Origin of the sequence: Paenibacillus vini, from assembly GCF_018403325.1 — a bacterium.
Taxonomy (GTDB): Bacteria; Bacillota; Bacilli; order Paenibacillales; family Paenibacillaceae; genus Fontibacillus; species Fontibacillus vini.
In genome coordinates this window covers 164046-178215 of record NZ_BOSL01000008.1, presented here as the reverse complement: position 1 = coordinate 178215, position 14170 = coordinate 164046, and the positions used below count along the sequence as shown (strand labels likewise).

The 14170-nt window shown below is 46.1% G+C and carries 12 protein-coding genes; 5 read left to right on the top strand and 7 right to left on the bottom strand.

Translation table 11 applies throughout. The features are described from left to right. Nucleotides 1-6: 6 nt before the first annotated feature. The gene (locus KJS57_RS14175) at nt 7-900 is read left to right on the top strand and encodes a hypothetical protein (protein ID WP_213655295.1); all 894 of its coding nucleotides are present in this window, start codon (nt 7-9) and stop codon (nt 898-900) included. A gap of 96 nt (nt 901-996) precedes the next feature. Here KJS57_RS14175 and KJS57_RS14170 read toward each other — a convergent pair whose 3' ends face one another. Then, complete coding sequence (locus KJS57_RS14170; protein WP_213655294.1) at nt 997-3441, bottom strand: Ig-like domain-containing protein; 2445 nt, start codon at nt 3439-3441, stop codon at nt 997-999. Nucleotides 3442-3786: 345 nt separating this feature from the next. On the opposite strand from KJS57_RS14170, the gene KJS57_RS14165 reads away from it, so the two are divergent. The 3 genes from KJS57_RS14165 (at nt 3787) to KJS57_RS14155 (ending at nt 6767) form a co-directional block, all read left to right on the top strand. Further along, nucleotides 3787-4578, top strand: a complete 792-nt coding sequence (locus tag KJS57_RS14165; RefSeq protein ID WP_213655293.1) for an AraC family transcriptional regulator — start codon at nt 3787-3789, stop codon at nt 4576-4578. Nucleotides 4579-4658: 80 nt separating this feature from the next. Further along, nucleotides 4659-5060: an Rrf2 family transcriptional regulator gene (locus tag KJS57_RS14160; protein WP_211020422.1), complete on the top strand. Its 402-nt coding sequence runs from the start codon at nt 4659-4661 to the stop codon at nt 5058-5060. Between the two features lie 471 nt (nt 5061-5531). Then, nucleotides 5532-6767 carry a hypothetical protein gene (locus KJS57_RS14155; RefSeq protein WP_213655292.1) on the top strand — a complete coding sequence of 412 codons (1236 nt, stop codon included), beginning with the start codon at nt 5532-5534 and terminating at the stop codon, nt 6765-6767. 92 nt (nt 6768-6859) lie between these two features. On the opposite strand, the gene KJS57_RS14150 is transcribed toward KJS57_RS14155, so the two are convergent. Further along, complete coding sequence (locus tag KJS57_RS14150; RefSeq protein ID WP_306434230.1) at nt 6860-6955, bottom strand: winged helix-turn-helix transcriptional regulator; 96 nt, start codon at nt 6953-6955, stop codon at nt 6860-6862. A 234-nt stretch (nt 6956-7189) separates the two neighbouring features. Here KJS57_RS14150 and KJS57_RS14145 point away from each other — a divergent pair, with 234 nt between their 5' ends. After that, the gene (locus KJS57_RS14145) at nt 7190-8104 is read left to right on the top strand and encodes a tyrosine-type recombinase/integrase (RefSeq protein WP_211020424.1); all 915 of its coding nucleotides are present in this window, start codon (nt 7190-7192) and stop codon (nt 8102-8104) included. Nucleotides 8105-8141: 37 nt separating this feature from the next. Here the strand turns inward: KJS57_RS14145 and KJS57_RS14140 are convergent, their stop codons facing one another. The 5 genes from KJS57_RS14140 to KJS57_RS14120 form a co-directional block, all read right to left on the bottom strand. Continuing rightward, nucleotides 8142-9341, bottom strand: a complete 1200-nt coding sequence (locus KJS57_RS14140; RefSeq protein ID WP_213655291.1) for a Ger(x)C family spore germination protein — start codon at nt 9339-9341, stop codon at nt 8142-8144. Beyond that, the gene (locus tag KJS57_RS14135; RefSeq protein ID WP_213655290.1) at nt 9338-10444 is read right to left on the bottom strand and encodes a GerAB/ArcD/ProY family transporter; all 1107 of its coding nucleotides are present in this window, start codon (nt 10442-10444) and stop codon (nt 9338-9340) included. The genes KJS57_RS14140 and KJS57_RS14135 overlap by 4 nt, the downstream gene beginning before the upstream one ends. Before the next feature lie 34 nt (nt 10445-10478). Next, nucleotides 10479-12134 carry a spore germination protein gene (locus KJS57_RS14130; RefSeq protein ID WP_213655289.1) on the bottom strand — a complete coding sequence of 552 codons (1656 nt, stop codon included), beginning with the start codon at nt 12132-12134 and terminating at the stop codon, nt 10479-10481. A gap of 183 nt (nt 12135-12317) precedes the next feature. Continuing rightward, a complete protein-coding gene (locus KJS57_RS14125) occupies nt 12318-12944 on the bottom strand; it encodes a DUF2306 domain-containing protein (RefSeq protein ID WP_213655288.1) in 627 nt (208 codons plus the stop codon). 34 nt (nt 12945-12978) lie between these two features. Beyond that, nucleotides 12979-14013, bottom strand: a complete 1035-nt coding sequence (locus tag KJS57_RS14120; protein WP_213655287.1) for a DJ-1/PfpI family protein — start codon at nt 14011-14013, stop codon at nt 12979-12981. Between the last annotated feature and the right edge of the window lie 157 nt (nt 14014-14170).

The window sequence follows — 14170 nt, the reverse complement described above, 5'->3', positions numbered from 1 at the left end:
GTTGTTATGATGAAGAAGCAATGTTTGTTCTGCGATCAGATTGTCCCTATAGCCACGGAAGCCGAATTCGATAAATATATGGGTTGCTCCTGTTCTCCCGGCGGGTTTTATAGCTTGGAGAGAGGCAGTTATGAGACGGTTCGTTCTTTCCCGCACCAGAAGAAACGGAATATGCTGCATTTGGTATCGGCATATATCCGGGAGCAGACCGATCGCGATGAAAAGGTCGTAATATCCGCCGACGATTTGGATTCCATCGCAAATTCATCGGATATCCCTGTAACCATGGAGGATAAGGGAAATCGGCTGTTGCAATATTTGTACAGACATTCCGAAGCGCCGGGTGAAACGGTAATCATTCATCCGCTCTCGAGCAATTATAACTTGACGTATTCTCCTAATTTACAAGAGTTGGTATATCTTATAGATACACTGAGCACCGCTGACCTGCTGATCAGGGAAGGGACGGCCTTTAAGCTTACGGAAAAAGGTTGGAGCATCGCTGCCGCCAGCGCAGGAGGGAAGAAATTTAAACCTTGTACCGTTCTCGTCGGAGATGGGAACATGCTGCTTGCGGAATGGACGGAGATCCTGCTTCCTAAAATTGAGCAGTACGGTTATTTGCCGCAGTTGGTTGCCCATGCGAAGACAAATCACTCAGAGAAGTACTCCTTGGAGCTCATTGCGGACAGTAAACTGATTATCGCGGATTTAACCGGTCAGTCCCCTGAGGTGTATATGGCGGCGGGATATGCACTAGGTTTGAACATTCCTGTAATCTGGACCGTTCATAGCGGGGATGCCGATCTGCTTCCCGGACAAATCAAAGAGGTCCGTCCGTTTGTTTGGAATACAGCAGAAGAATTGGCCGTCATCATCCAACAGAGATTGAATTTGTAAGCATGAACATGTGAAGTTTCTCCTAATGCATAACAAGACGGCAGCCAATGAAGGGGCTGCCGTCTTGTTCAGGTTAGTGAAGCTTTTGATATCTCGCTACTTCCCTAGTGGGGTAAAGCTATCCTTCAGCGTTATGTTAGAGAATTTAGCATAATTCAGTTGTTCAATCTTATTGGCGACATCATTGCTGTCAACGGCAAATCCGATATAAACCGAATCTTGCATGACGATTGTCCGTTCGCCGATAGGTGTCCAATCCTTTCCGTCGGTTGATCCGTAAGCGCAGAAGGTATCCCCGTTTCGTCCTAGTTTGAGCCAATATCCTTGCGGGACGCCGTTTGTTTTAAAAGGAACATCCGGAAGTAATTGAATGCCAGCCTTAGCGGCTGCAGAAGCACTGTCTAAAGTTTCCGTCAATTCGTCAAATGGACCGCCTTGCTCGTTTCTGCCCGCCAGATAAGCGGACCAGCTGGTTGCTTTGGACAGCTTGACCCAGGAGAGACCGAGGGCTGCCGCGGCACTGTCATCCTTTAATTCATCGCGAATAATCAGCCCGGTGAAGGCATGGTTATCAACGGCTCCGATCTCCTCCAACTTCGCTGTAAGCTCAAAATCACCGTCCATTTTTTTATACACAAAGTGGAAATCGTCTTTGGCTGCATTATTTGCTTCGGATTGTTTCATGCTGCCTTCACTCATACCAAGTTTCCCGTTACCCTTTACGGTGATTACCCCATCCGTCATGCTTCCGGAACCCTTAATATCCGGGTTTCCGATATCCGAGGATATCCAGCCCTCATTAGCGAGGGTAGCGGAGGAGGTATTGACATGAATGTTAGCTGCGGTAGTCTGAGTCTCATTTCCCGCGGTATCCGTGACTCTTGCCGAGAGATAGTGGGAAGCATCTTTTAATCCTTTGATCGTATAGGAGTACGTACTGCCTTTCTTCACAGCATCTCCGAGATATTGGGATCCATTATAGACAGCGACTTTATTGATTTTGTGCCCGAATTTGGAAGAGGCTTTGATTTTAACTTCAATCTCTTTGCCTGTAACGAATTGTGCATTGTTAGCCGGTGACATGATCACAGCTTCGGGATTTTCCGCTTTGTGATCCATATCAACAAGCCCGTTTATATAAAGTTCAAGCCAGGTATAACCGCTCTGAGTAACCGTCTTGTAAGCATCCTTGATATCCCAGATATTGTTCTTCTTTTCCCATTTGTCGTCGATTCCGTTTCGATTGGTATCAAATTGGTCATCACGCTGTTCCTCGGCGACGCCAAAGTCCGTAATGTAGCCACCAACCTCATGTTCCGTATTGATGTATCTTCCCAAACCTTGCTCAACCTCCGCCACAATTCTCGCATCGATCGCATCGCGTCGCGGATAGGTTGCGCCTGCTTGTTGCAGTATGCTTCTCAGTAAGGGCTCATTCGCATGTTTGATGCCGGATTTAATGTAATTATCAAACGCCTGATTGGTGATGCCATGATTTACTCCCGTGCTGTCCGCCGAAAGATAGGGCTTTGCCGCAATGGTTGTCATTTGATCCCCGCTATTGACACCGGAAAATTTCACGTAATCCGAGGATTCATCCAGCAATCCCGTAAGCTTGCCGTTAATCCGGTTCCCGTCGATGTAGAATCCCCCAAGCTTCGTGGATTCCCCTGCATCAATTACTTGGTTAATTACGTTATCCCTTGTTCCCGGACCGGCAAGTTCGATATTGTTCATATAATTCGTGTAGGTAAAGCCACCGCCGTAAGTACCGTTAAAGCCCCAGTTATAAATGACGTTGTTGGAGAACTGGACTACTGCCACATGGTCTGCGTCCGCCGCACCGGCATATCCGCCACCGAGTCGAGGGTTTCGCGATGTATGGTTGGCGTACAGATTGTGATGGAACGTGGTCTTATCTCCGCCGGCAATGCCGCCGTAGCCGTGTCTCCCTTTGGAATGGCCGGAAAGGGTCAGGCTCTCCGAAATGATGGACCACTGAATTGTACCGTTTTCTCCTCTATACAAGGACAGGGTCTCATCCGTATTCCAGCTGAAGGAACAATGGTCAATGATAAAGTTGTCGTTGTCTCTTCCCCAAAGCGCATCCATAGAATCGCTGCCGTTATAAACATTGGTTGCGCCCGGACGGAAGGAGAGGTACCTGAGGATAATATTTTCGGAATTGCTAATGTTGGTATCCCAGCCCGCAATCGTAATACCGTTGCCCGGTGCGGTTTGCCCGGCGATTGTCAGATTTTTAATGTCTTTGAATCGCAGGGTGCTTTGGAGCTCGATCGTACCGGATACATGAAAAACAATCGTACGTCCTTCTTTAGGGGTAGAAACGACCCCATACCGCAGTGATCCTTCAATAGGTTGATCCTTTTCTCCATAATCCTTCAAGGTTGTTACGATATAAACGTCGCCGCCCCGGCCGCCGCTGGCATAAGCGCCGCCGCCTTCCGCGCCGGGAAAAGCAAGGATTGGGGCACCTTCCGATATACTATGGTCTCCAGTTGATTGTCCTGAGGCATCCAAAGGAGATCCCCCTAAAACTGAAAGCGCTACCGTAAAACTCAACAAAAGAGCTTCTGCCTTGCCGGATCTTTTATTTCTTAGCCTCATCGCTTGACGTATAACATGGATAGGGATGCAGACTTATTGTCCGATAGTGATCCTGTTATACTTCCTCCTTTCAGGGTAAAGTGGTTGGTATGCCTGCAGCTATTACTTTAAAACTTTAAGGCCGTATTTTCCTGCCAAAAAGGATGCTTTTTTGTGCCAACTATTGCTTAGGGACCTTGTGTGCAAGAGATCAGATCGGTATTATCTTCTTAGAATTCTATTAACTTGCTGCATGGCAGGCCGATAGGGGAGAAAGAGATGAAGATGAAATATCAGCATCGCGACAAGGCGTTTCACTCCTTTATTTCCACCAATAACACCTATCCGCTTCATCTGCATAAAAATGTTGAGATAACCATGGTTATGTCCGGCAAAATCAATATTTTCATTAATGGAGAAGACTATGAATTGTCCGAAGGGGAAGTGGCCATCATTTTTCCCAATCAGCCTCACAGCTACAAAACCACAGAAAGCAATCAAATTTTGCTGATGTTCTTCGAGGCCACATTTCCGGGAGATTTTACGGGGGATTTGCTTCATTATGTTCCGGACAAGTCCGTAGTTCCCAGGAACAAGGTAATTACGGATCTCATGGCAACCTTGTATAAACTCTATATAGAAAAAAGCGACGATCGATTACTTAGAGCCTATGTTTCCGCCATCTTAGGGCACGCTCTACCGTTAATGTACATGAAGAGAGTGGACTACAAGAACGACATGGATATGATTCTGAAAATCCTTGCTTACATCGACATGCACTTTTTAGAACCCATTAACTTGGATGCGCTTTCAAAGGAACTGGGCATTAGTAAATTTATGATCTCCCGGATTTTCTCCGAGCAATTCCAAGTTTCTTTTCGCGATTACATCAATAGCCAGCGGGCAGCTTATGCGCACATGCTGCTGTTATCTACAATCCATCCGGTCACCGACATCGCCTTTGATTCCGGGTTCAACAGCTTGCGATCATTTTATCGGGTCTTTAAAAAACAATATGGGGTGGCCCCCAACGAATTCCGTTGTAAATCACAGGCTTTATCTTCACAATGACGAAGAGGCTGATTTGACACAAAGGAGCTTAATAGTTATCATGGGCAAATAAAGTCTTTGATTGAGGTGGACACTCCGCTATGAAATTTTCTAAAGCGACGAACTATGCTCTTCATACCATGCTCTTTCTTGCTGTCGTCCCCCCGAATAAACTCATCGGCGTACAGCAGCTGGCGGAACGACAAGAGGTTTCACCGACGTATTTATCCAAAATTCTGACCAAGCTGGTCAAGGCCGGAATGATCGAGTCGACTTCAGGCGCCAATGGGGGATACCGCTTAAAGCGAAATTGGGAAGAGATCTCGTTCCTGGACATCATTCATGCCATTGAGGGCAACGCTTCCTTATTTGAATGTGACTTAAACCACGGTCAAGATTGTATGATTCAGAAAATCATGGTAACGGCGGAAGAGAAGATGGAGGATTATTTACGAAATCAAAAAATATCCGAGCTTGCCAAGAAAATGACGGCCGTTCTGTAAAGGACTGACTATGGACAAGAAGATAGTCTCATTGAAAGTCGCTATTTTAGCGGCTTTTTTTTATCGGAACAAGTTCTTGTCCCGAGCCAAGGACAAGAACTTGTTCCTATTGCCGGAATGTACAAGAACATAGTCCGAATACCGATTAGATGAATATCAAACTACAATTCCCATTAAGCTAACGGGCAGGTTAGTTCAAACAACATCTCAAAATTCTGAGGTATTGCCTTTGAGTTAGTAGAACATCTTTGTGTATGAGGTCTGGTCAACAAACCATTCTTTTCGGATAGTCCCTCTTAACAAACTAATATATAATTAACTTTAAGAATACAATTTCAACGAACGAGGGAAGCATATGAAACTATTGATTGTAACCGTTTCATGCATAGCCAATAGGACAAGGTGCATGAAACGATAAATTTTGTCCTACTCATGGCTTTTTCCAAAATTCAAATCAAGGAGAAAAGCTAAATGAACTATAACTATAGAGCTGCTTTTTCGCAGACGGATATTACCCCGGATTTTCCTGTAGAAATGATTGGCCGTTCGCGTGAGAAGAACAAAGTAAACGGTATTCATTATCCATTGAAAGCACAAATAGTACTGTTTGAACATCAAAATGACCGCTATTGCTTGATTGCCATAGATAGCTTAGGCTTTACAACAGCTTTATCAAATGAATTGCGGGAAAGGGTTGCGGAAGCATTGGGCACTACTGCCACTAATGTTATGCTCAATTTTTCCCATACCCACTCGGCACCTGATCCTTTGTCGCCGCTTAATGGACAAAAGTATTATTCGCTCTTATGTGATAGAGTGATTTCCTGTATAACAAATGCGCTAGTAAATTTACAGCCATGCCTCGTCTCCTGGGCAGTTGGCGAAACAGATATAGGTGAAAACCGGCGGGATGGGTGCAGCGTTGTTGATAAGCGCCTTGGAGCATTGCAAATTGTTAATTCTACTACTCAAAAATCGATTGTAATGCTATTACGGGTTTGTGCTCATGCCAATATCTTAATGAGCCATAGTAACAAACTGTCAAGCGACTATTTCGGTGCGACGCGGGAAAAAATTGCAGAACATTACGGTTGTCCAATTATGATGATACAAGGTGCTGCAGGAAACATTAAGCCTGTTGGTGTAGATAAAATTGATGGCGGCACTACATCCGATGTTGATCGCATAGCAGATGAGCTTCTGCAATCTGCGACAAAACTTCGATTTACCCCAAAAAAAATAACACGTTTGCATATGGTGGAAACAGAGATTCAAATGTACTCTGATGTTCCAGAAGTTGATGAAGCAAGACAAATTGCGGAAAAATCAGGCTTGGATGCGACAGGTTGGCTTAGTGAATGTGAACAGTTAAGAAACGCCGGGATAACCACTCAAACGCAGAACCGTAGCATCCATTTTCTATTGTTGAATGAGGGCAGCCTGTGTGGTGTGTCAGATGAAATTTTCTGTGAGCTTTCGCTTGCGGTTACGGAACAAACAGACGATCCACTTTTATTTTTCAATGGGTATACCAATGGCTGCACGGGCTATCTTCCGAATAGAGAAGAATGGATAAAAGGCGGCTATGAAACTCATGACAGCTATATAATCTACTATATGTTTCACGGTCATGTCATGCCTTTTCGAGCAGATACAGCAAAAAGACTTGTAAGAGCAGTAGTTGATGAATGGAAGAGAAGTAATTAGTAGCTACAGGAACATAAGACTATGACAGCAGAAAAAAGAGCACTCGAGATAACTTCGAGTGCTCTTTTTTCGTATGTGACTTGATAAATCCCTTAAATGTGCCGTGAGCATTTTTTTGTTATACCAGGTATTGCTTTTTGAAGTTCGCTGAATCTCATAATTCCATTTTGAAAAAGATGTGCTAAAATGACAGGTTTCCACTTATCAACTAGAATTTCGGGGCGCGGGTTTTCTGTTTAGGCTTTAGCCAGCCTGCCAAGCAATGTTTCCTTCAGGGAACATATGTGCTAAAATAAGTACGCCAAACACGTATTTTGCGCACTTTCAATTCTAAGCGATTTGTTTAAAGGCGAATGGCCACTTGCCTATTAAGATTAGTGCTAGAATCTAGCATATTATACATAAAATAGCGAGGGATTGCGTTGACGAATAAATATGACATCGAAGAAATCTACTCCGAGCCGATTCAGGCTTTTACGATTTGGATGAAGCAGTCCGGTTATACCGAGGCCACTAGAAAAGAATATAAGAGGGAAGTATTCGATTATCTATCTTCTTTAGATGAACTTCCGGTGCAGCAGGCTGGTAAGTTACATGTTGTCAGTTTTCTTGTATCCAAACAGGAATCGGCCGGAGATCGAACGAGGAACAGAACGCTGTCCGCCATCCGGTCGTTTTACACGTCGCTGATCGATTTTGAGCTTGCAACAAGAAACCCCGCTTTAGAGGTGAAGAAATCCAAGACCGAGAAAAACAAGATACCCGTCTACTTGGAAGAGCAGGAACTAAAGAAAGTGCTCACTTATGTGGAGGGGCGGTTTCGGGATCGGAACTTGGCTATTTTCCTGTTGATGGGGTATTGCGGTCTACGGGTGGGGGAAGTGCATCGATTGAATCTTTCTCATTTTAAGAAGGAAAAGGGAACGCTTGAAGTGTTGGGGAAAGGGCGCAAGTGGAATGAGATTCCGTTGCCGGAAATGGTTGTAGATGTACTTGTAAAAGTGGCGGAGGAACGTATTCAGCCTTATAGCTCCAAAGAAGAAGCATTTTTCGTGTCCCAAAAAGGAAGAAGGCTATCGATCCGTCAGATTCAGAAGATCGCCGCTCAAGTCTTCGATGCGTTTAAGCAGGATCATCCGCAAATGACCGATATGAGACTTTCTTGTCATAAGCTGAGGCACTCCTTTGCTACGATGCTGCTGAATAATAATGTGGATATCCGCGTCGTCAAAGAGCTACTGGGCCATGCATCGATCGAAACGACTATGATTTATACGCATATCAATGACGAGCAGAAGCGGAGCGCGATGACTACGATAGAGATACCCGTGATATAAATGGAACGGCTGCCCTTGAAAGGCAGCCGTTTCCGATTCAGTCATTGGAAGACCCGAAATCCGTTATATTCATGTCGACTTCATAGGTAATCGGAATGCTGCTGAAGGTTTCGTCCCAGTCCTCCTTTACCCGGTTCCAAACCTTAGGGTATTTGATGCGTAGTTGCTCGTTAAATCCACCGACGTCGACGCGGTATACATGCTGCATTTTGTACAGCACCTGTTGGATCTGTTTGTTGACTTGTTTTTCGAACAGTTTCTCCAACTCGCGCATGTATTCTTCTGAGGAAGGGATTTCCGGAAAACTCCAATCTTCCATTAAACTCCCCTCGGACGAAACTTTAATATGAAAGGAAATATCGTCGCCCTGGACTTTGGGGATGATCTTACTGTTGGAGCGCTTAGGCTCGTAAGTAATCGTATACCCTTCGTGGGCATAAGTCTTGACCGCTCCGCCTATAACGTCGAACGAGAACCATGATAGTCCTTCCAGATCGAATTCATTTAGCTCGCCGATCCATTTCTTGGTGCTCCCTTTAAAAATGCCGGCTCCGGAAAACTTATGTTCATTTTCCGAGGTTATGACATTTTGCAGCAAAAAGCTTGATCCGGATTGCATTCGACTATCCAGTTTGATCAGGGACACCGGGGGAATGATTTTATTGGACCGGTACCGATTTTTGACGAGCCCGGCAAGATAGATGGCGGGGATTTCTCCCGGTTCGCTTGTGCTAAGTGACTCAAAGGCGTTCCGATGGCTGACTAACACCAGGCAACTTGGCCGGATATCATTATCCCGGAGAACAAAATCGAAAATTTGCTCCAGGCTATATCGCTTGGCCAATTCCGATGAGACAACAATCACTTTGAGATGATGTCCGATGAGCGGTCGGTCTCTGCGCAGCGCGAATTGGCGGAATATTTGGATGAGGGAGTCTCCCGTCAGTTTTTCATTGATATATGTCGTAGCTTGCTCGGACGAAGTCCCCCCTTGTTTCTGGCCTTTGCCCGTGACCGGAGGGACGATTTGGACCGTTGCCGTCAACATGTTATGTTTGGGATAGGAAGCACCTTGTTTCTCGATGCCCTGTTCGAATTTGGATTCCTGAGCCACGTCAAGGGCTAGGCCTACATAGACGCTGAGATCTTCAATTTCATTGCTGCTCCAGCAGCCGGTATTCAGTACCAGCGAAACAGCAACGGCAATCCGCAAGACGAAGAGGAGGTATCGCTTCATTCCGGTTTCGCTCCTTTTTTGCGGAGGATGCTAACGAATAGCAATATCAGCGGTACACCTCCGAACAAATAGACGGAGACATTGCCGAACATATCGCCGAGATTAAACACCTGGTTAATATCTTTGGGAACCATGGCGATCAGATAGATGACGGGGAGCATGGCGAATACGAAAGGTCGGAAATTTCTATTGAACATTTGCGACCAGCCGAGTGAGGCTGCATAGTGCGTAACCGTAAATGTCGAAAAGATTTGCATAATCCAGATCACGAGCAAAAGGGATTCGAAACGCTCAAAAATGAGACCCTGCACCTCAAAGCTTCTCATAAGATCCAAGGTAGGCCAGGTTCTTTTCTCCAGCCCGTTGATAGAGAGGCCGCCTATGACCATAATGACGGTAATTAAATAAATGACGACCGGCACCGTAACACCGGCTATCATGGCTTTATTCGCTTTTCCCTGATTCTTCATGTATGCCAAAGCGACAAGCATGATTTCATAACCCGTAAAGGACAACAACGAAGGCTTGATTCCTTTAAGCACAGGCGTAATGCCCGAGCCCAGGACCGGCCTCAAATGATCGATATCGAATATACGGCTGCTGAGCAGGATAGCTATCAAGAAAAATACGAGCGTGATCGGTAAAATGATTTCGTAGAGACGGGAGAGACAGCTAACGCCACCCAGTATTAAATACAAACCGATCCACATGAATGTCATCACGATTGCCCAGGAAGGCGTGCCTTCCAATAGGTAAAACCCGGTTTCCGCCATGATCCGGATTTCAAAGGCGGAAATCGCCAGAAAATAAGATATGACCAGAATACTGATCAACATCGCGATGGCTCTTCCCGTAATTTCGGGCAGGAACTGGAACAAAGTTTGTCCTTGGAATCGGCTGCAGAGCTTCACGATGATCCAACCGGATGCCAATATGATCGTTCCGGAAATAAGAATGGATATCCAGACATCAGGAGTTTTAGCGGCTTCCACCATCGTTCTAGGAAGGGTAAGGATACCAGCACCAAGCATATAGTTAATGACCATGACAGCGGTTTGCGAGGTGGTGATTTGGTCTTTTTGGCTATTGCTCGTACCACTCATGCTTCCGACATCCTTCCCGATTACATCAATGACTCTAATTTCTTCGATCTTTATCCTTTGCATTAAACATGACAGGGCGCATTTTCATGATTTTTAACGGAACGCGAACAAACAGATCCTTCCAATCGCTAAAACCGTAAGGTACGATCGGAGTTACGTAAGGGACGCCGAAGCTCTTTAACCGCACAAGATGACTGCAAATCAGCAGAAAGAACATAACCACGCCAAACAGTCCCAATGTGGCCGCGCAGAACATTCCGGTAAACCGGAGGATACGCAGCGTGAGTCCGGCACTGTATACGGGAATGGTAAAGGAAGATATGGCGGTTACCGCTACGACGATCACGAGAAAAGGACTGACGATACCGGCGTTGACCGCAGCGTCGCCGATGATCAGACCTCCGACGATACCCATAGCCGGCCCGATCGGTTTAGGGAGCCGGATCCCGGCCTCCCGAAGAATTTCGATGGAGATCTCCATGATCAGGGCTTCGATAAACGAAGGGAATGGAACTCCCTGCCGGTTCTCTATTATGGAAAGAGCCAATTTCGTGGGGATAAGTCCCGGGTGAAACGAAATGAAGGAAATATACAACGCCGGAGCTAGCAATGCCAGGAGAGCAGCCAAAAAACGTAATAGCCGCATAAACGATCCGGGAAGCCAACGTTCATAATAATCTTCAGGTGATTGCAGCAGCATGCTGAAGGTGACCGGCAAAACAAGGGCAAATGGCGTGCCGTCGAGTAATATGGCTACTCGTCCTTCCAGCAATCCCGCAATGACCCGGTCCGGTCTTTCCGTATTTTGCATTTGCTGAAACGGGCTTAACACGTTATCTTCGATTAACTGTTCGATATAGCCCGACTCGATCGGGTCGTCAATATCGATTCTTTGAATACGCGAAGTTACTTCATCCACTAGGTTCGGGTCTGCGATATCCCGCATATATGCCAGGATCAAGATCTTCTTGACGCGGCTCCCTATTTGAAACTTGGTCAGTGTGAGACTTCCGTTTTCGCCATGCCTACGGAGTAAACCCGTGTTGTCGCTGATTCGCTCCGTGAAGCCTGTGCGCGGTCCTCGTAAAAGAGCTTCGGACATAGGCTCTTCGAGGCTTCGGCTTTTACCCTTGGCAGTGCCGATAAGGAGCACTTCTTGCAAGCCTTCTACGAGAACTCCGGTTTGGCCGAACAGAATCCCTTCCACGAGAGCTTGAAAATCGGAAGACTTTTTGATGTCGCTGGCAGGGATAAGCCGTTCCGTTAAATATGCGCTCAAAGAGTCATGGAAGCTGGAGCGATCCTCTTCCGGTACGCCTCGGTGTATTAATGGAGTGATCAGATGGCTGTCAATCAAATCGCTGTCCGTCAAACCTTCCAAAAATACAATGGCGACGCGGGTTTCTGTTCCGCTAATGACTATTTCACGGATCAGTACATCCGCTTGGTCGCCAATCGCATTTCGTACCGTTACGATATCGGAATCGTACGTTCCGGTTATCGGAACATTCGCCAAGCCAATCTCTGTTTCGGGCGGGGAAGGGGAATCAGGCTTTAAGGCGAAGGTGTTGACTACCGATTTTCGGATCACCTTTGACATCAAAATCATTAGAACCGGAACGGCAAGGAGCAAAAATGCCTGAGCGATCAGTTTCCAACTCGGTATGAAAGTCATGAGGATGGACCACATTCTACTTAACCCCCCGGCATCGATGAAATAATGGGTTATGGTTGAGGATCAAATGTATTTTTACCAGATCAATATTTATAATTCCTAAGATTTCAAATATACAGAGAAAATGGCACTATTCTATTCGCAAAACGTTTCTTTAGGAATACAAAAATCTAGCCCGCTCTAAAGAGCGGGCTATTGTCAGGCGGGTTCTAACTTTCTGAGGATCGCTTCCGGAATTGCCAATAATAACGCTATAGTGCCATAAACGCCTATGGTGTAACTGGTGACGTATTGAAATCCAAAGCCCTGATGAAACAGAGCGGTGACGAGATGAATTGACAGATTCGTATAACAATAGGCATAACTGCGAACCATCCAGTTCCGGTGAGCTTGTATCCGCTTTTTTTTGATTTGAACTAGCGCTGTAGCGGTGATGATCAGCCATATCATATTGATCGCGTTGAATCCGATGCTTGCTATTTTTCCTCCTGTGGCGTAAGGCGCCATGTATCCGGATGTCAATACGACGACAAGAACGGATATCAGATAGACATAACCGTTAATGCGATGAACTAAAATACTGCGATCACGCACTCGCTTCAAAAAGTTAATCAGTCCCGTTGCCATCGCGATACAGGCTAATGCCACATGAATACGCATCACATTTAACCAGACCGCGGGTTTAAGTTCGCGCCTGAGTCCGGTTTTATGACTTAGAAATTCTTTAGCCTCGGGATCAAAGATAAAGTTATCCGCCAAGGCGTACACGATAAATATAAAACTGATACCCGCTAATGCTCCGTATAACCATTTCCGTTTTTTCATAGGTAAGTAATCACTCCTTGGGGCTTTGACCTAATCAGGATGACGCCCCTGAAATGCGTTTGCCCGTTAATTTGGATGCAGGCAGCAAGCCCGCTTTTGCGACTCCGGTCATAAGTTCACCGTCCGCGGATACTTCGAATTTAAGATTTAAGCGTAACGGTTTTGTAACTCGCAGATTCCAGGCCAGCTTATCGTTAAGAAGTACGGGATTTATGAAAGGAATTTTATCGTTTCCTTGGGTTGCCGTACCCTGAATGATCCCGTCATTCGTTGAAATCGAAAGTCTGACTTCTAACTTTCCGACCGGCGTTACGATCGTCGTATCCCAATCGCCATCAAAGGCGGAGGCAAAAGTAGCTTTGCTGTTCAGGGAATCATCGTGAATAGAGGGGATGTTCGCACTCTCATCCGCGGGTGTCATTTGAGTGTTTGGTGCCATTCCCATCGCCCGCCAGACCGTTCCTCTCCGCTCAAATTCAAACAATTGCTCAACCGCGAGGGCGATGCGCGGCCCGAGCTCACGTTCCAGAAGATATAACGCGACATCGAGCCCTGAAGTAACTCCGCCGCCGGTAACCAGATTGCCGTCGTCCACTACACGCGCTGAGACGGGAATGGCACCTGTTGCTCCAAGCAAATCCATGCCCAGATGATTCGTGACCGCCGATCTGCCTTCCAATAACCCTCCCATGGCTAACACCAGGGAGCCGCCGCATACCGTGGCGACTATAACATCGTTCCTTCCCAGGGCTCGCTCCATCAGTCCGGTAAGATCCGAATTCGCTGCTGCTCCCAGAATCGACGGGACCGAAGCAGGGCCGTGGCCATCTATAGGTCCGGAAGCTCCGGGGACGACAATAATCCCTGCAAGTTCCGGGTTCAACTTGCCGTGCGCTTCAATTTTTAATCCGTTAATGCCGCTAGTCACGAATCTAGGCCCTTCGGCGGTGACCAATTCCACGTTTAACGTGTTTTCCGTAAACAAAGTCGCTGCACAAAACACCTCATAAGGCGCAATGGCATCCAATAGGTCGAATCCATCAAAGAGTACGACTTGAACCGATATCATGATTTATCCTCCTAAACTCATTTTTTGCAGGTAGATGTTTAACCCGGTATGTAGACATTCCGACTCAACTGCATCAATCTTAACAACGGAACATCTCAAATGAAGCTAGGAAAAGGTCACAAAACTATAAACAACTCATCACAAAACATACGGTCAT